Source organism: Caballeronia ptereochthonis (assembly GCF_001545075.1).
GTDB lineage: Bacteria > Pseudomonadota > Gammaproteobacteria > Burkholderiales > Burkholderiaceae > Caballeronia > Caballeronia ptereochthonis.
Genome location: NZ_FCOB02000005.1, coordinates 252,133 through 270,008, shown reverse-complemented (window position 1 = coordinate 270,008; position 17,876 = coordinate 252,133). Strand labels below are relative to the sequence as shown.

Genomic DNA, 17,876 nt, shown 5'->3' with positions numbered 1-17,876 from the left:
TCATGCATCGTGGCAAACGCCATGTTCTTCCTCTGCTGCTTCATGCTGCTCGCTATCTGTCGTCCCTGACGGGCATCCTTCCTGAGCCCGCCGCGCGCATCGTTTCGTGTATCCCTCGGGCTCGAAGCGCATGCCCGCAGGCGGAGTGCGCGCCGCAGAACCGCCCAGCCATCCCGACCAGCCCAGCTGCTCAGGCCCGCCTATCGTCGCGGGTGTCGCGCTGTCCTGGCGAATGCGCAGTTCCAGCTCCCACTCGAACGCATGGCCAACGAAGCTGCGCACCCAGGCCATGAGCAAGGGCAGATCGGCGCCACGCGGCGTGAAGCGCAGATAGGCGCCGATATCCAATGGCCCGATCACGATGCGAAAGCGGTACTGCCGGTCCGGCACCTGCTCGCCGAGCACCGCGCCCTCGCCCATCGTCGAAGCCGCGCCCGGCTGGCCGAGCCGGCTGCGCTCGCCCTCCGCGATGCCGATCCAGTGAAACACGTATTCCTCGATCGACACGGGAACGCCGAAGTAGCGCGCGAGTGTCATGCGCAAGCCGTCGGGCTCGCGCGCTTCGCGCACCAGGCTGGCGGATGCGGCCAGATGCGCATGGGGCGGCAGAGCGCGCCGCGCGATCTCATGCGTATCCTGGCCCGTCAGGCATCCCGCGTAGAAGGAAAATCGCTCGCTGTCCGATCCGGGACGATCGAGGCCCGCCGCGGACTGCGCGCATGCCCACGCCCGATAAAGCAGCGTCAGATAGCGATGATGAAAAACATCGAGGAAAGCGCTCAGCGTCGTGTCGCGGCGGCTGAACTCGCGCTCACGCGCGATTTCGGTCACGTGCATGGGCAGCGGACCGTTCGGTCCGAGCATGCCGAGCCCGAAGAGCCGCACGTGCAGGCGCCCGTTCATTTCGCCGACGCCCGCGATCTCGCGCGGCGCGAACGTCAGGCCCGGCTGCTGGCCCAGCCGGAACGGCTCGGCGCCCGGCCTCGCGGCGGTACCGACCGGATGGAGGTGCGCATTGGCGCCGATGCGCCGTAGCAGCGCCAGGAAACCGTAGCGCCACGGCTCCGCTTTCAGGGACATGACTTCCTCCCGGGAAAGCGGCGTGTCGCACAGCGCGGCCATCGGGTTCGCCGGCGCCATCAAGCCGATCCTCGCGCGCCCATCCGCGCGGGCCAGCGCATCACGCGGCCCCGTTGTATCGACTGGAGCTCGGTTTGAACGAATGAGTTGATGGATGCATGGCGTGTCATGTAGTGCTCCAGCACGAGCCCGAAAAGGTACGGACTCGCGCCCGAGAAGCCGGTTTCATCGACGGTCAGCACGCATTCGATGCCGCGCCCGAACACGAGCGGCCCCTTGCTCGGCAGCTTGTGCGAAGCGTGCCGCATCTTCACGCCGACGAGACTCTCGATCTGACGTTGATGCGCCACATCGCCGCCTGGAAGAAAAAGCCGCAGCATGTCGCGCAGCGCCTGCCCACCCGGCCGATGATCGATGTCCTCGAGCGGCAGTTGGCTGAAGTTGAGCAAACGGACCAGGCGCCTGATCGTTTCGCGCTCCGCGAAGGGCGGATGAGGCGGACTCGGCGGCCGGATCAGACCCACGCTCGCCAGCGGGGCGGAATGATCGGCGAAGAGATCGTTCACGCCGTCGCGGGGAACGAGCGGTGCCAGATCCCGATTCGTGAGCCACGCATCCACGGACAGAGCATGCATGTCCGCGCGATAAGGCGGCTCATGCTGATCGACCAGCGACACGTATGCTTCGGTTCCCGAATAGTGCGTGCGTGACCCGTGACGGCGCCTTTCTTCCGACAGCATGCGAGGCTCGCGCCGCAACGAGAAATAGCGCCCGTAGTTTCCGTGGTCCATGTTGAGCGTCTGATACAGCGGCCGAAACTCCAGCGTGGAAGATCCGCCGCGCAGGTGACCTCGCAGCGACTCGACAGAGAAGACCTCGTAGTCGAGCGGTGCGAGGCGCCTCGGCACGAGATGGAATTCGGCGTCCACCCGCGAGAGCTCGATGCGGTCGGTGCGGCTCGGAAAGAGGTTGATCACCGGCGAGCAGAAAAGCGCGAAACGCGATGCATCGACCAGTTCGGCGAGCCGCTCGCCCGGCTGATCGAGCAATACGACGACCTCCACCTCGCTTCCCTGCACGCGAGAGAATCCCGATGCCAGCCCGGCGAGCGTAAGGAAATAGAAGCGGCCGGGACAAGCGAAATACTCACGCAGCAAGTTGTGTCCGTGATGGCTCGTCCAGGTGAGCGGCAGAAGCCCTTGCTCGGCTCCGAGTCCTTCGTAAATCACCGCATCCGACGTGACGGCCGTGATCGTGCCGGCGCCGTTGCATGGATCCGAGGATGCGCGGATCAATGTCACAACGCTCGCCGCATGAACCAGTTCGAACAAATGCGATGCGACGTGCTCGTCGCCCGCCAGACAGATGGGCAAGCGATCCAGACCGCGCAGGCCGGCGATGCCCGCCTGGCTCGAAGTGCGGATCCGGAGCCGCAACGCGCCGCGCACGCGCGTGTCGGCCGGGACGTACCGCTCCAGCATTGGAATGTCGGTCGGTATGCCCGTGATCGCCGCACTCGTGATTTCGAGCGGGTAGAGCACGACGTCCTGACTCGTCCGGAATTCGCACGCGGTCTTTCCGCCCGGCGCTTCCCGACTCCTGAGCGCAGTGCCACGCGCGATGCGGAACCCTTCCGCGAGCTCGGACACGCGCGGATCCGGATGAAACCGCGCCACCGCCATCGATGGCGTGGGAGCCGTATAGTTCGGGTACACGACTTCCAGCAGGCGCGCGGCGCATCGCGAAGACTCCGTGTCCATCTTGATACGCATCCGCGCCGCCAGAAACGCGAACGATTCGATGAACCGCTCCGCGTAGGGATCGATCGATTCGCCGGCCTCGCGACCCAGCCGATTGGCGACTTTCGGATGCGTGCGCGCGAACTCGCCGCCGATTTCGGCAAGCGCGACGAGTTCCTGGTTGTAATACTCGAGTAGCCTGGGATCCAAGCGACGATCTCCCCTATTTCACGCTAGTCATGCCGTGCACCCACGTGCGGGCGGCTGGTTTCGGGATCCGACCGCTTCATGGCTGCGCCTGCGTGTCACCGGTATCGAGCGGCGGGTTCGCACCCGGTGCGCCGTCACCGAAAGAGCATTCAGCCAATTCGAAGATGCCGAAATCCCCGGCGTCCGTGGTCCAGGTCTTGCGGCCCAGACCCACGACGCCCGTGCGGCCGACTTGCTGCCAGACAGACTTGCTTCCCTGGCAAAGCTCGTCGCGATCGTCCCGTTGCGCATGCGTACTTCCGGAATAGCGCGCGGGCATGAAGCCATGCAACACCGCGCCGCCACGCAACGTCAGCGCGCAGGGCGCCCATACGAGGTCGATGAGCGCGGTGGGCCGTGGAATCCGCCAGTTCGCCACATCGGAAAGCGCGATCCAGCGATAGCCGCCCGCGGCGAAGAATTCGCAGACGGGGCCCAGACGCGAATCGCCGTCGCCGATCCACTGGAACGTGTTCGGCCCGTCGAACCCGGACACGAGCGGCGCCATGTCCAGCGCCCGCAGCCGCGCTTCATCGCACATGTCCCATTCGCCGCGCGCGGCATGGCGCAGCGCGTCGAGCAAACCGCGCATCCATGCGTCAACGTCGTCGTATACGAACGCCGGTTCCAGCGCGCCAAGCATGACGCGTTCGCGCCACCGTTCCGCGCGTATCAGATCGCGGTAAGTGCGCGCCGTGCGCTCCCGGGATTGATCGAGCTGTGCCAAGACCTGCAACTGCAGCAGCGCGCGCTCCCACTCGCCTGTCAGACACAGCATCTGGAAAAGCGGCCAGCGATGCGCGGCGGCTGCAGGCTCGGCGCGCACGCTCTGCGCCAGCGACTCGATGCGTTCCGCGAGCGACGCTCCGGACGCGATGCCCATGTCCGCCCGAGGCTTGGAGAATTCGCTCATTTGGCCTGCTCCTCGATGCCGCGCGGGATATCCGGGAAGCGGATCGGACTATCGATGGCAAGCGCATGGTGCTCGCGCTTGACCAGATCGGGCGGCAGCACGTCGGTATATCGCGAGAGCGCCCCTTGATATTCCGGCGGAGCAAAGAGACCGAGGATTTCGGGAATGTCTTCGCCGCTATGCGCCCCGTGGGAATCGACGCCTGATGACATGTCGAATGCGTCGTCCACGGTCTGGATGTCGCCCAGCAGGCTGGTGATGGGACAGTCCGCGTCCCGCGCCCACTCCGGCGCCTCCTGGCTGCACGCTTTCGCGCTTTCGCTCCCGGGCGTGGCGGCGCTCACCCACTTGCCGGAAACGGCGGTGAATGGCTGTTGCAATGCCGTGCGATATTGCTCGTAGAGGGAATCCATCAACGGATCGCCGCCAGACTGCACCGCCTCCGGATCTGCGCACGCGGACGATTCGCGCGACCCGCCCGGCGCACCCGGGTTCGCCGTTGCATCCAGCAGATCGAATACCGGATCGCCACCGTTCGCGACAGGCGCATGCCCGAACCAGCCGAAGGAATCGAAGACGTCATGCCGGCGATCGTCGTTCGAACGCATTGCGCTCGATACGACCGATTCGCCTGGCGTGGACGGGCGACGAATCCGCACGACCATCGCCACACTGACTCCGTATGCACTGCTATACACGTTCTGTTAAATATCCATCCATGTTGCGGCAGCCGATTGTATAGCACCACATTTCATTTCATCGATATATGTTGGATACCTAATTGTAATTTTTATGACCGGATGACAACACGTTCGGCGGGACAAAAAATTGCATGCGCCCCGCAAGACTTCGCGCGTCTGTGCGAGTGAAATCCAGGAAGGACAAATTTCCTCATTAATTAGCTTCCCTATATATTTCGTAGAACTTGAATTCTGTTTACAATCGCCACCCGAAGAATCCAGCTTTGATTACCGCATCGGACATCGACTCTCTGTATCCGGAGTAGAAAATAGTTTTCATCCATTCGATCTACTTATCATCCATCAAAGTCAGAAACCTCAACATCAGACAGACGTAAATCTCAAGACATGACCATTTCGCGTCAGGCATTGTTCGGCAAGCTCGGGACCACGCTTTTCCGCAGCATCGAATCGGCGACGGCATTCTGCAAACTGCGGGGCAATCCGTATGTCGAACTGGTGCATTGGCTGCATCAGTTGCTGCAGCTTCCGGATAGCGACGTGCATCGCATCGTCCGTCACGCCCGGATCGATCTCGATGCCTTGACCCGCGATCTGTCCCGCGCGTTGGCGGCGCTTCCGTCCGGAGCAGGCTCCATCAGCGATTTCTCGTTTCACATCGAGCTTGCGATCGAACGCGCCTGGGTGCTTGCCACACTGGAATTCGGCGACCGGCGCATACGCAGCGCCTGGCTGATGGCGGCGCTCATCACGACGCCCGAGCTGCGGCGCGTGCTTCTGTCCATGTCGTCGACCCTGGCTGGCCTCTCGCCCGAATTGCCGCGCGAAACGCTGCGTGAGTGGATCATTGGCTCGCCGGAAGCCAACGACCTGCCCTACGATAACGCCGACCTCTCCGCGGCCATGGCGTCCGACGCCTCTGGCACGCTGCCCGCGACGGGACAGGAATCCTCCCTCGATCGATACTGCATCGACCTGACTGCCCGTGCTCGCGCGGGAGAAATCGACCCGGTCATCGGCCGCGAACAGGAAATTCGCACGATCATCGACGTCCTCCTGCGCCGGCGCCAGAACAATCCCCTCCTGACGGGTGAAGCGGGTGTCGGCAAGACAGCCGCAATCGAAGGGCTTGCGCTCGCCATCGTCAACCGCGACGTCCCGCCTTCGCTCTCCGAAGTCCGCCTGATGGCGCTCGACGTGGGCGCGTTGCTCGCCGGAGCGGGCATGAAGGGGGAGTTCGAAGCGCGCCTGAAGCACGTGCTGGACGCCGCGCAGAAATCGGTCGCGCCGATCATTCTGTTCGTCGACGAGGTTCACACGCTCATCGGCGCCGGGGGACAGGCGGGAACCGGCGATGCCGCCAATCTGCTCAAGCCCGCTCTCGCACGCGGCGCCGTGCGCGTGATCGGTGCGACCACATGGACCGAATACAAGAGGCACATCGAGAAGGACCCCGCCCTCGCGCGGCGTTTTCAGATGCTGCAAATCGCCGAGCCGTCGGAGGACGCGGCCATCGACATGCTGCGTGGGCTGGCTCGCGCCTTTTCCCGGCATCACGGCGTGGTCGTGCGCGATGAGGCCATCCGCGCGGCCGTCCGGCTTTCGCATCGGTACATTCCATCGCGTCAGTTGCCGGACAAGGCAATCAGTCTCCTCGACACCGCATGCGCGCGCGTCGCGCTATCGCGGCACGCTCTGCCGCGCGAAGTCCAGAGCGCTCGGGAGCGCACGCGCGCCGCCCGCCTGGAGCTGGAACTGCTCGAATCCGAGGCGCAGATGGGTCTCCTCGAACAGGATGAGACCGCTGTCCTTCGGCATCGCATCCACGCGCTCGAGGAAGAGGAAACCGCTCTCGCACAGCGATGGCAACGTCAGCTGGATGCCGCCCAGGCGCTTGGCGCCGCACGCGCTTCGATTCGCGACGCCGCGAACGGGCAGGCAACCGGGCCCGCACGCGAAGCATCGACCCGCGCCCGGCTGCGAAGTCTGGAAGCATCGCTCAAGGACATGCAGGGAGATGCCCCGCTTGTCTTTCCCGAAGTCGATCAGTCCGTCGTCGCCGCCATCGTCTCGGACTGGACGGGCATTCCGGTCGGCCGCATGGTGAACGATGAAGTCGCCGCGGTGCGTGCGCTGCCACGTTCGCTTGCCGCGCGCGTGATCGGCCAGAGCGAGGCCCTGCAATTCATCGGCGAGCGGGTTCAGACTGCGCGTGCCGGGCTCGCCGATCCGCGCAAGCCGCTTGGCGTCTTCCTGCTGGCGGGCCCCTCCGGCGTGGGCAAGACGGAAACCGCGCTCGCGCTTGCGGAAGCACTCTACGGCGGTGAGCAGAATCTGATCACGGTGAACATGAGCGAGTATCAGGAAGCCCACACCGTTTCGGGATTGAAGGGCGCGCCGCCCGGCTATGTCGGGTACGGCGAGGGCGGCGTGCTCACCGAGGCGGTGCGCCGGCGTCCGTATTCCGTGGTGCTGCTCGACGAAATCGAAAAAGCCCACAGCGACGTTCACGAACTCTTCTTTCAGGTGTTCGACAAGGGTTGCATGGAAGACGGCGATGGCCGCCATGTCGATTTTCGCAACACCACCATCCTGCTGACCAGCAACGCGGGTTCCGAGCTGGTGACGAGCCTGTGCGCGGACGCCTCGCTCGCCCCCGATTCGGATGGCCTGCGCGCGGCGCTGTCGCAGGAGCTGCTCAAGACATTTCCCGCCGCCTTCCTTGGCCGCGTAACACTCGTGCCCTACCGCCCGCTCGCATCCGCATCGCTCGCGGATATCGTGCGGCTGCATCTGAATCGCGTCGTGCGGCGCATGGCCGAGAGCCAGGCCATCGAGCTCATGTACGGCGATAGCCTCGTCGACTACATCGTCGCGCACTGCCTCGTTCAGGAAACCGGCGCTCGCATGCTCATCGGTTTCATCGAGCAGCACGTGCTGCCCGGTCTCGCGGCGCGCTGGCTCGACGCGCTTTCGTCGAAGCAGACGCTCGCGCGCATCCGCATCGATATCGCCGATCGCAAGGCCGCGCCGTCGTCGGCCATCGTGTTCGAACAGGCGTGCGCGGGCACCTCGCCTCACACCGTTCCGCAAGACTGATCCCGTCGATTTCCACCCCGTTCCCGGAGTCAATGCATGTCAAGTTCAAACATCAACGGCGTACAGAAGCCAAACAGCTCGCAGAAGTTCATCGCTCGCAATCGTGCTCCGCGCGTGCAGATCGAATACGACGTCGAGGTCTACGGCTCCGAAAAGAAGGTCGAGCTGCCTTTCGTCATGGGCGTGCTGGCCGATCTGTCGGGGAAACCCGTCGAGCCGCTGCAGCCCGTCGCGGACCGCCGCTTTCTCGACATCGACATCGAGAACTTCGACGAGCGCATGAAGGCGATCAAGCCTCGCGTCGCGTTCGCGGTGCAGAACACGCTCACGGGAGAAGGCCATCTGATGGTCGACATGACCTTCGAAAAGATGGATGACTTCTCGCCGGCGGCGGTCGCACGCAAGGTCGAGCCGCTGCGGCGGCTCCTCGATGCGCGCACGCAGCTCGCCAATCTCCAGACCTACATGGACGGCAAGTCCGGCGCCGAGACGCTCATCAACAAGCTGCTCGCCGATCCCGCGCTACTGAAATCACTCGCCGAGACGCCCAAGCCGCTGTCGGACGATCACGTAGCCGAAGGCGAGGCCCGGCAATAAGTCCTGCACGCGCATCGGCGCATTCATACCTCGAGACACGAGAAGAACCATGACGCAATACCAGACGACATCGGCCACCGCCCCGGCGGCCGGCACTCACAGCGAGTTCTCGCAGCTTCTCGCACAGGAGTTTCGCCCCAAGACCGATCACGCGCGCGAATCAGTCGAATTCGCCGTGCGCACGCTCGCCGAGCAGGCGCTGCAGCAGTCGCTCACGATCAGCGACGACGCGTACAAGAGCATCGAATCGATCATTGCGCAGATCGATCACAAGCTCTCCGAGCAGATCAATCTGGTCCTGCATCACGCCGATTTCCAGAGGCTCGAGTCGGCGTGGCGCGGGCTGCATCATCTGGTCTCGAACACCGAGACCGACGAGCGCCTGAAGATTCGCTTCATGGACGTCTCAAAGGATGAGTTGCGCCGCACGATGAAGCGCTACAAGGGAATCGCGTGGGATCAGAGCCCGCTCTTCAAGCAGATCTACGAGGAAGAGTACGGCCAGCTCGGCGGTGAGCCCTACGGCTGTCTCGTGGCGGATTACTACTTCGATCACACACCGCCCGATGTCGACTTGCTCGGCTCGATCGCGAAAGTCGCCGCGGCGGCGCACACGCCCTTCGTTTCCGGCGCGTCGCCCTCGGTGCTGCAGATGGAGTCGTGGCAGGAGCTCGCCAATCCGCGCGATCTGACGAAGATCTTCACGCAGAATCTGGAATACGCGCCCTGGAACGCACTGCGCAACTCGGATGACGCGCGCTATATCGGCCTTGCGATGCCGCGCTTCCTGTCGCGCCTGCCGTACGGCGCCAGCACCAATCCGGTGGACGAGTTCGACTTCGAGGAAGACACCAACGGACCTGATCATCGCAATTACGCCTGGTCCAATGCGGCCTACGCCATGGGCGTGAACATCAACCGCTCGTTCAAGCTGTACGGCTGGTGCTCGCTGATTCGCGGCGTGGAATCCGGCGGCACGGTCGAGAATCTCCCCTGCCATACTTTCCCGACCGACGACGGCGGTGTCGACATGAAGTGCCCGACCGAGATCGCGATCTCGGATCGCCGCGAAGCGGAGTTGTCGAAGAACGGCTTCATTCCGCTCGTGCATCGGAAGAACACGGATCACGCGACGTTCATCGGCGCACAGTCGCTGCAGAAGCCCGCGGAATATTCGGACGCGGACGCCACCGCAAACGCGAACCTGTCCGCGCGGCTGCCCTACCTGTTCGCATGCTCGCGCTTCGCGCACTACCTCAAGTGCATCGTGCGCGACAAGATCGGCACGTTCCGCGAGCGCGAGGACATGCAGCGCTGGCTCAACGAATGGATCATGAACTATGTCGATGCGGACCCGGCGAACTCGTCGCAAGAGACCAAGGCGAAGCGCCCGCTCGCGGCGGCTGAGGTGATCGTCGAGGAGGTCGAAGGCAACCCCGGCTACTACCAGGCGAAGTTCTTCCTGCGTCCGCACTTCCAGCTCGAAGGGCTGACGGTGTCGCTGCGTCTCGTGGCGCGCCTGCCTTCGGTGAAGGAAGCGGCCTGATCGCGCGGCGGACGTCGGCAAACGACGCGCCGCCGCTCATGCATACGGCCCCGGGCCGTAGGACAACGCGCTGCACAGCGCGGCATTTTCATAAACCAGGAGTTTCAGATGGCACAGGACATCTTTATCAAGATCAGCGGCATCGATGGCGAATCGCAGGACGCGGCGCACAAGAACGAGATCGAAGTGAAGAACTGGGGTTGGGAAATCTCGCAACAGTCGAGCATGCACATGGGATCGGGCGGCGGCGCCGGCAAGGCGGCCGTCGAGGATCTGAGCTTCGAGCACCTCGTCGACCGAGCGAGCCCGAACCTGATGAAGTACTGCCTGACCGGCAAGCACATCGATCAAGCCCTGCTCACCGTGCGCAAGGCGGGCGGCAACCCGCTGGAGTATCTGAAGATCACGATGAACGACGTGGTCGTGACGAAGGTCCAGCCCTCGGGCAGCAACAGCGACACAGGCATTCGCGAACTCGTGCGGCTTTCGTTCGCCAGGGTCAAGCAGGAGTATGTCGTCCAGAACGCCCAGGGCGGGAGTGGCGGCGCAGTGACGGCAAGCTATGACATCAAGCTGAACAAGGAGGCCTGAGCCTTCCGACAGCGCGGGGCCCGCGCGTTTGCCTGACGCGCCGGGCTCTTTCGATGCCGGACGCTTGCCGGATCTCCCGATGCGCCCTTTCATCCTCTCCGTCGCGCTCGCTTGCGCGCTCGCCATTTCCGCGTGCGCGAGCGACGCGGGCAGGCCACGTCTTGCGCCCGTCGGGTTGACGCTCGCGCTCGCGGCGTCGTCGGACGTCAATCCGGACGATAAAGGTCGTGCGGCGCCCATCGTCGTTCGACTCTATGAACTCAAGGACGCGGCCACCTTCAATGACGCCGATTTCTTCACGCTTCAGGACAAGGACAAGACGGTGCTCGCCGACGATCTCCTCGTGCGCGACCAGTTTCAGCTTCGCCCCGGCGAAAGCATGACGATCACGCGCGAGGCGAATCAGGCGACCACCACGCTCGGCGTGCTTGCCGCCTATCGCGATCTGCCCAATGCGGTGTGGCGCGCAACCTGGCGCCTGCCATCCAGGCCCGAGGCCGCCTGGTATCGCCGCTCGCCCCGGCTCGGCCTGACGATCAGGCTCGACAGGGCGGCAATCGTCATCGCCGACGAGCAGTCCAAGGCTCAGGCGGCGGACCGCTGACAAACCCCTATTCATCGACGCTACGCATGAGCTGGTACAACAAGGTCACCTGGAGCGAAGGACTTTTCCTTCGTCCGCAGCTTTTTCAGCAGCAGGAGCGCTATCTCGAACAGTACGCGCACAAGCGCGCGGCGCCGCTGACACCGTTCTTCTTCGGCTTCGGTCACTACGCGATCGACAAGGAAGCGCTCGCGCTCGGCAAGGTCATCGTCAAATCGGCGAGCGGCGTGTTCGCGGACGGAACGCCGTTCGACGCGCCCGGCAGCACGCCGCCGCCCCCGCCCTTGACGGTGCGCCCCGAGCATCTCGAGCAAGTCATTCATCTCGCGACGCCGATTCGCGTTCCGAACGGCGAGGAAACCACCTTCGACGGCGCGACCGATTCCCTTGCGCGCTATGCGGTGTCCGACGTCGAATTGCGCGACACCAACTCGGTCGGGCATGGCGTGCGTACCGTCCAGCTGTCTCACCTTCGCCTGCGGCTCGTTCCCGAGAAGGAGATGACCGACGCATGGATCGGCTTGCCGTTCACGAAGGTGACGACGATCCGCGCCGACGGCAGCCTCGCGCTCGACGAGACGATCGTGCCGCCGGTCCCGGGATATGGCGCGAGTTGGCAACTCGAATCGTGGCTCGGGCAAATCCACGAGCTCACGCGTCTGCGCGCCGACGCGCTCGCCAGGCGCCTGACGGGCGGCGACGGCAAGGCGGGCTCGGTGGCCGAAGTTTCGGACTATCTGCTGCTGCAAACGCTGAACCGCTACGAACCACTCCTGCAGCATTTGCGCCGCGTGCCGACCACGTCGCCCGCCGAGCTCTACGCATTGCTGATCAGCATGGCCGGCGAGCTTTCGACCTATGTGCGCCCCGCGACGCGCCGGCCGCTCGCCACTCACCCGCCCTATCGGCATACCGAGCCGCACACGTGCCTGAAGCCTCTCGTCGACGACATGCAATGGCTGCTCAACGCGGTGCTCGTGCGCAGCGCGCAGGCGATCGCACTCGAGGACGTCGGTTACGGCATGCGCAACGCGGTGATCGATCCCACCGAGATCCGCAACTACAGCGCCCTCGTGCTGGCCGTGTCCGCGGCGATGCCACCGGATGCGCTGCTCGCGCAGTTCGCCACGCAAGCCAAGATCGGGCCTTCCGACCGCCTGCCGGATCTCGTGCGCGCGCACTTGCCGGGCATCGCGTTGCAGGCTCTGCCGGTGCCGCCTCGCCAGATCCCGTTCAACTCGGGATATGTGTACTTCGAGTTGTCGCGCAGCGGCCCGCTTTGGGACACCGTGTCGCAGCACGGCGGCATCGCGCTGCACGTGGCGGGCGACTTCCCGCAGCTCAGGCTCGAACTGTGGGGCGTGCGCGCGTGAAACGCACTGCTCGAGGCCGGCTGCGTCCGGCCAGCGCGCTTGGCCATCACGACATCAGGGGAACACAGTGAATCCTCAAGCAGGGTTTCCGTCTTACGGCCCGGCTTCCTCGCCGGTGCGCAGCGCGATGGGCATTCCACCGGGAGAGCCGCTGGCAGCACGCCTGAAGGCGCTCCAGGAAGCGGCGAATCCGCTGCTCGAGGCGGCGCGCCCGCTGCTGCGCGCGCTCGCCGACATGCCGGCCGAGCTCGATCTCCAAGGCATCGACCAGTTGCATCTGCTGCTCAAACAGGAAGTGCGCGCCTTTCAACGCCTGTGCGAGCAAGCCAATATCCGTCGCGATCACATGATCGGCGCGCGCTACTGCCTGTGCACCGCGCTCGACGACGCGGCCACGCAGACGCATTGGGGAAAGCGCGAAACCGGCGTGCGCTGGATCGCCACGGGCCTCGCCGCCGAATTTCACGAAGACCGGCATGGCGGCGACAAGATCTATCTGCTGATCGGCCGGCTCATGACCGAACCGCGCGAGCACCTCGAACTGCTCGAAGTCGTTTATCGGGTGCTCAGTCTCGGCTTCATGGGCCGCTATCGCCACGACGCCGACGGCACGCGCAAGCACGACGCCGTGCGCAAGCGCCTCTACAACGAAATCCAGACGCAGCGCGGCATCGTGCCGATGGCGCTGTCGCCGCAGGCGCGGTCCGACGCGCGCGGCACGCGCATGTCCGTGTACGACTTTCCGGTCTGGATCAGCTTCACCGTGCTCGGCGCGATCCTGATCGTCCTGTTCGGCTGGTACGAATATCACCTTCTGGAGCGAAGCGGCGCGCTCGAGCAGCGCATCGCGGACATCGCTCGTGCGGCGCCCTCCTCGCCGCGCCTGCCGCATCTCAAGGAGCTATTGCGCCACGAGATCGCCGCGGGCACCGTCAGCGTCGACGAAGACCTGCGGCACAGCACGGTCACGTTCAAGGGCGATGCGATGTTCACGCCCGGCGCCACGGCCGTGAACGCGTCGATGAACCCGCTCATCGCCAAGATTGCGCAAGAGATCATGAAGGTGCCGGGCAAGGTCGTCATCACCGGCTACACGGACAACCTGCCGATCCGAAGCGCTCGCTTCGCCTCGAATGACGCGCTCTCGCAGCAGCGCGCCGTGGAAGTCATGCGCATGCTCCAGTCCGCGGGTGTGCCGGCGGCCCGGCTGGAAGCGCTCGGCAAGGGCGATGCCGATCCGGTCGGCGACAACGCCACCGCGCAAGGACGCGCGCAGAATCGCCGCGTCGCCATCACGGTCACGCCCTAGCCATCTCGCGGTTTCACGATCTTCGGATTGAGACATGAACTACCTGTCGTTCCTGCGGTCCCGCTGGTTCCTTGCATTGCTCGCGCTGGTCGCCCTGGCGTCGGCCGTGTGGTTCTTCGGCCCCTTCGTCGCCTTCGGCGGGCTCAGGCCGCTCGCGGGCATCGCCATGCGCGTTTCATTGATCGCGCTGTTGCTGGCGGGCGTGCTGCTCTGGTTGAAGGCGCTGCCCACCAGTCCCGTTTTCGTGGCGCTGATCTGCCTGCTCATCTGGTGCGCGGCGCCCTTCCTGAGCTTCGGGCAGAGTCAGCCGTTTGCGTCGGCGACGGCGCGCGCCTTCGCCATCGCGATCGTGCTGGTTGGCTACGGCGTGTACTGGCTCGTGTGGGCCTTTCGCCGCATGCAGAGCGATCCGCACTTCCTGAAGCAGACGCTGACGCTCGGCCGAAAGCAGGAAGCCTCGCCGGCGGCCGCGCGCTTGCAGAACGTCGAGCGGCAGTTCAGGCAGGCACTGGCGAGGCTCAAGGCGATGCGCACGGGCGCCCGCGGCATCAGCCGCCTGTTTCAGGGCTCGCGCTATCTGTACGAACTGCCGTGGTACGTCGCGCTGGGCTCGCCGGGATCCGGCAAAACCAGTGCGCTTCTGGGCTCGGGTCTGCACGTTCCCATCGGCGAGACGGCTCACCGGACGATGGGTCCGCCCGCGCCCACGCAAGCGACGGACTGCTGGCTGACCAACGAAGCCGTGCTCATCGATACCGCCGGTCATTACACCCGGCATGGCGCCTCGATGGATGCACTACCGGCCCGCTCGGCCGGCGACAAGACCCGCGAGGGGGACGAGGCCGCCATGAGCGCGCAAGAGCACGCGCTCGCCGGTCCGTCCGGCGATCCGGGCTGGCGCCGGATTGTCGACGCCGACGAGTGGCGCGGGTTCCTCGCGCTGCTGCGCCGCCATCGTCCGCGCGCGCCGCTCAACGGCGTGCTTCTGAGCGTCCGGCTCGATGTGCTGACCTCGCCGGATCCGGCCGTTCGCACCTCGGAAGCCGTCGCGTTGCGCACGCGGCTCGAAGAAGTACGGAGCGCCCTGGGTATCTGCTTTCCGGTGTATCTGATCATCACGCAAATGGACCGGTTGCCGGGCTTCGCGGATTATTTCAGCTCGCTGACCAAGGAAACGCGCACTCAGATATGGGGCTTCACGCTGTCGCTCGCCAGCGGCGATCCGGTCATGCGCTGCGAAGGAGAATTCGCCCGGTTGTCCGCGCGCATCGCGGGCGGCATGAACTCGCGGCTCGAAGACGAATACGACATGACGCGCCGCCAGCGCCTTGCCGCGCTGCCGGAGTCATTCGATGCGCTTCGAGCGCCCCTGCTCGAACTGCTTTCAAGCCTGCTCCTCGATTCGCGCTACGACGGCACGCAGGCTCGCGCGACCTTGCGCGGCGTGTATTTCACGAGCGCGGCACAGAGCGGCGAGCACGTGGTGGCCGAACCGCTGACGGTCGTGCAGCGGCTCGCGACCGCGCTCGGTCATCCGCTGAAAGTCGCCAGCGAGCCGGCGCACGGCAGTCACGGCTACTTCCTGCACGATCTCTTCGCCACGGTGATTCTGCCGGAGGCGCATCTGGTGCGGCCGAATCTCGACCGGGAACTTCGCTTCAGGCTGCTTCGTCTGCTCGGTCACGCACTCGCGGTGCTCCTGTTCTGCTGGCTGGCTACGGCGCTTTACGTGAGCTTCAACAACAACGACGGCTATCTCGACGTCATCGCGCGAAAGACCGACGCACTCGCGACCCGCGTGAAGAAGCTCTATCGGGAGCCGGCGCCCGAGGATGTGCCCGACACGCTCGCGCAAGCGCGCGACCTGCCTGCCGCGCCGGGACTCGACCTGGCGGCGCCCGACAGCAGCTTCCGCTACGGTCTCTATGCGGCGCCCGCAATCGTCGATGTGAGCCGTCTCACGCATCAGGCGCTGCAAGACAATTTCCTGCTGCCGCAAATCGTTCGGAGGATCGAGGACGTCATCGCGCAATCCATCGAGCAGCAGGATTCGAAATCCGCTTACGATGCGCTGCGCGTCTATCTGATGCTCTACGATCGCGAAAAATTCAATGCGCGCGATCTTCGGGCCTGGGTGCTGGACGACTGGAGCAGGACGGGTAACGCCGCCGTCTTCGGCACACGGGCATCCATGATCGGTCATCTCGAGTAACTCTTTTCCGGCACGCGGGTCGTGCAATCGCCGTTGATTCGCAACGACGCGCTGATCCAGCGCGCACGCGCCTTCCTCGACATGAGCAATGCGACGCAACGTTTGTACGACCGCGCCAAGGCCGACGTGGAGAAGGAAGCGCCCGACGAGTTCACCCTGCTGCGCGCGGTCGGGCCGCAGGCCGGCGCTGTCTTTACGCGGGAAAGCGGCGCGCCGCTCTCTCGCGGCGTTCCGGGCTTGTTCACCGTCGATGGTTATCGCAAGCTGTTCGACAAGCGCTTGCACGAGTTCGTCGCTGCGGCGCGCGACGACGATGCGTGGGTCATGGGTCGCTCTTATCTCGGCGAAGCTCAAAAAAAAACGGCTGAATTCGCGAGCTCGGTCACGGGCGCAGACGATCCGCTCACGGAAGCGATACGCCGGCTGTATCTCGGCGAATACGCGAATCACTGGGATGCATTCCTGGGCGACATCCGGGCGGTCACGGGCACGAGCCTCGCGTTCAACCTCCAGGTGCTGCGCCAGTTCGCAGCGCCCGATTCGCCGCTCGCCAGACTGGCCGGCGCCGCCGCCCGCGAAACGACCCTCGCGCGGCCGCCTGCCAGCGAGGACGTTTCCGGCGCACAAAAAATTGCCAGGACGATCGCGGACAGCGCCAGTGAGGCGCTCGCCATTCGCGCACAGGAACGGATCGAAAAGGAAATCGTCGACAGCCACTTCGCCGCGCTGCACGAAATCGTGACGGGCACGGCGAACGGGCGCGGCGACGGTACTGCCGTCGCTCAGGCCGGTGCCGGTGTTGCCGGACTGGATGGCATCGCATCATTGCTCGGCGATTACTACACGGCGCTCATGGTCGCAGACAACGCCATCGCCAACAACAGCTTGCCGCCCGCAAGCGACGCCGCATCGAAGCTCAAGATCGTCGCCGGCACGATGCCCGCACCGTTTCGCGAAGTGCTGCTCGGCTTGTCCAAGCATGGTTCGCGAGAGGTCAATCAAGGCATCGGCCAATTGCTTTCGCGGCAGATGCAGGCAGTCTTGAGCGACGCATGCCGTCTGACGCTGGAGGGAAACTATCCCTTCTCGCCCGACAGCAATCGTGATGTGAGTATCGAGGATTTCACGCGTCTGTTCGCGCAGGGCGGCCTGATCGACGATTTCTTCACCAAGAACCTCGCGCCCTTCGTCGATACGTCGGCGCGCCCATGGCGCTACCGGACGCTGCCCGGATCCACCGAGCCCGTGCAGGGGCCGGAACTCGAACCGTTCCAGCGAGCGAAGGCTATTCGCGATGTGTTCTTCGGCGATCAGGGGCAGAAGCAAGTCGCATGGAAAGCGAATGTGCGCGTCGCGGATCTCGATCCGTCGGTCATGGCGCTGGTGATCGATATCGACGGACAAAGCATGATTTATCAGCACGGGCCCGTGACGCCGACGCGCGTGAGCTGGCCTGGTCCGCGCGGCGGCGTGCATGTCGAAATCACCGCGACACCTCGCATTCGAGCAGAAACATCGACCATCGCGGCAGATGGAGCGTGGGCGTTCATGCGGCTTCTGCGCCACGGACAGATCATCCCGACCGCGACGCCCGGGCGCACGCGCGTAGTCTTCGAATTCGAGGGACGCAAGGCGGTGCTGGATGTTTCCGGTGCGGGCAGCGTCGCCAATCCGCTGACCAGCGATCTTCTGACGAGCTTCCGTTGCCCTGGTTCCGTGCCGGTTATCGGTCTGCCCGACAGCGGGCCGCCAGCGGGCTTGCCGGCGGGATGAGGGCGGGCGGTTGGGAATCTCGCGCGCCTCACCTGGATCGCACGACGATGCCGAGCGCCCGTCGCGCCACCGTGGCCCGGTCTGCACACG

General features: G+C 64.8%; 11 protein-coding genes and 1 pseudogene. 8 read left to right on the top strand and 4 right to left on the bottom strand.

Annotated features, from left to right (window positions below):
* From tssG to AWB83_RS07545, 4 genes are all read right to left on the bottom strand, one after another.
* Complete coding sequence (tssG, locus tag AWB83_RS07560; protein ID WP_087043838.1) at positions 1–1,140, bottom strand: type VI secretion system baseplate subunit TssG; 1,140 nt, start codon at positions 1,138–1,140, stop codon at positions 1–3.
* Entirely contained in the window at positions 1,140–3,029 is a 1,890-nt protein-coding gene (gene tssF / locus AWB83_RS07555) for a type VI secretion system baseplate subunit TssF (protein WP_087043836.1), read from the bottom strand. The genes tssG and tssF overlap by 1 nt, the downstream gene beginning before the upstream one ends.
* Positions 3,030–3,105: 76 nt before the next feature.
* Positions 3,106–3,981, bottom strand: a complete 876-nt coding sequence (locus AWB83_RS07550) for a type VI secretion system accessory protein TagJ (RefSeq protein WP_087043834.1) — start codon at positions 3,979–3,981, stop codon at positions 3,106–3,108.
* On the bottom strand, positions 3,978–4,589 hold the full coding sequence (locus tag AWB83_RS07545; RefSeq protein ID WP_087043832.1) for a TagK domain-containing protein: 612 nt from the start codon (positions 4,587–4,589) through the stop codon (positions 3,978–3,980). Before AWB83_RS07545 ends, AWB83_RS07550 begins: the two co-directional genes overlap by 4 nt.
* Before the next feature lie 480 nt (positions 4,590–5,069).
* On the opposite strand from AWB83_RS07545, the gene tssH reads away from it, so the two are divergent.
* The 8 genes and pseudogenes from tssH (at position 5,070) to tssM (ending at position 17,786) form a co-directional block, all read left to right on the top strand.
* Positions 5,070–7,781, top strand: coding sequence for a type VI secretion system ATPase TssH (tssH, locus tag AWB83_RS07540; protein WP_087043830.1), 2,712 nt, complete (start codon positions 5,070–5,072; stop codon positions 7,779–7,781).
* A 36-nt stretch (positions 7,782–7,817) separates the two neighbouring features.
* A complete protein-coding gene (gene tssB / locus AWB83_RS07535) occupies positions 7,818–8,378 on the top strand; it encodes a type VI secretion system contractile sheath small subunit (RefSeq protein ID WP_087043828.1) in 561 nt (186 codons plus the stop codon).
* A gap of 49 nt (positions 8,379–8,427) precedes the next feature.
* Positions 8,428–9,924 carry a type VI secretion system contractile sheath large subunit gene (gene tssC / locus AWB83_RS07530; RefSeq protein ID WP_087043826.1) on the top strand — a complete coding sequence of 499 codons (1,497 nt, stop codon included), beginning with the start codon at positions 8,428–8,430 and terminating at the stop codon, positions 9,922–9,924.
* Positions 9,925–10,032: 108 nt separating this feature from the next.
* Positions 10,033–10,515: an Hcp family type VI secretion system effector gene (locus tag AWB83_RS07525; protein WP_087043824.1), complete on the top strand. Its 483-nt coding sequence runs from the start codon at positions 10,033–10,035 to the stop codon at positions 10,513–10,515.
* Between the two features lie 79 nt (positions 10,516–10,594).
* Entirely contained in the window at positions 10,595–11,119 is a 525-nt protein-coding gene (gene tssJ, locus AWB83_RS07520) for a type VI secretion system lipoprotein TssJ (protein WP_087043822.1), read from the top strand.
* A 26-nt stretch (positions 11,120–11,145) separates the two neighbouring features.
* Positions 11,146–12,492 (top strand): type VI secretion system baseplate subunit TssK, encoded by a 1,347-nt coding sequence (tssK, locus tag AWB83_RS07515; RefSeq protein WP_087043820.1) that lies wholly within the window; start codon positions 11,146–11,148, stop codon positions 12,490–12,492.
* A gap of 67 nt (positions 12,493–12,559) precedes the next feature.
* A complete protein-coding gene (tssL, locus tag AWB83_RS07510) occupies positions 12,560–13,801 on the top strand; it encodes a type VI secretion system protein TssL, long form (RefSeq protein ID WP_374729093.1) in 1,242 nt (413 codons plus the stop codon).
* A 34-nt stretch (positions 13,802–13,835) separates the two neighbouring features.
* Positions 13,836–17,786, top strand: a pseudogene (gene tssM, locus AWB83_RS07505) (type VI secretion system membrane subunit TssM).
* Positions 17,787–17,876: the final 90 nt, after the last annotated feature.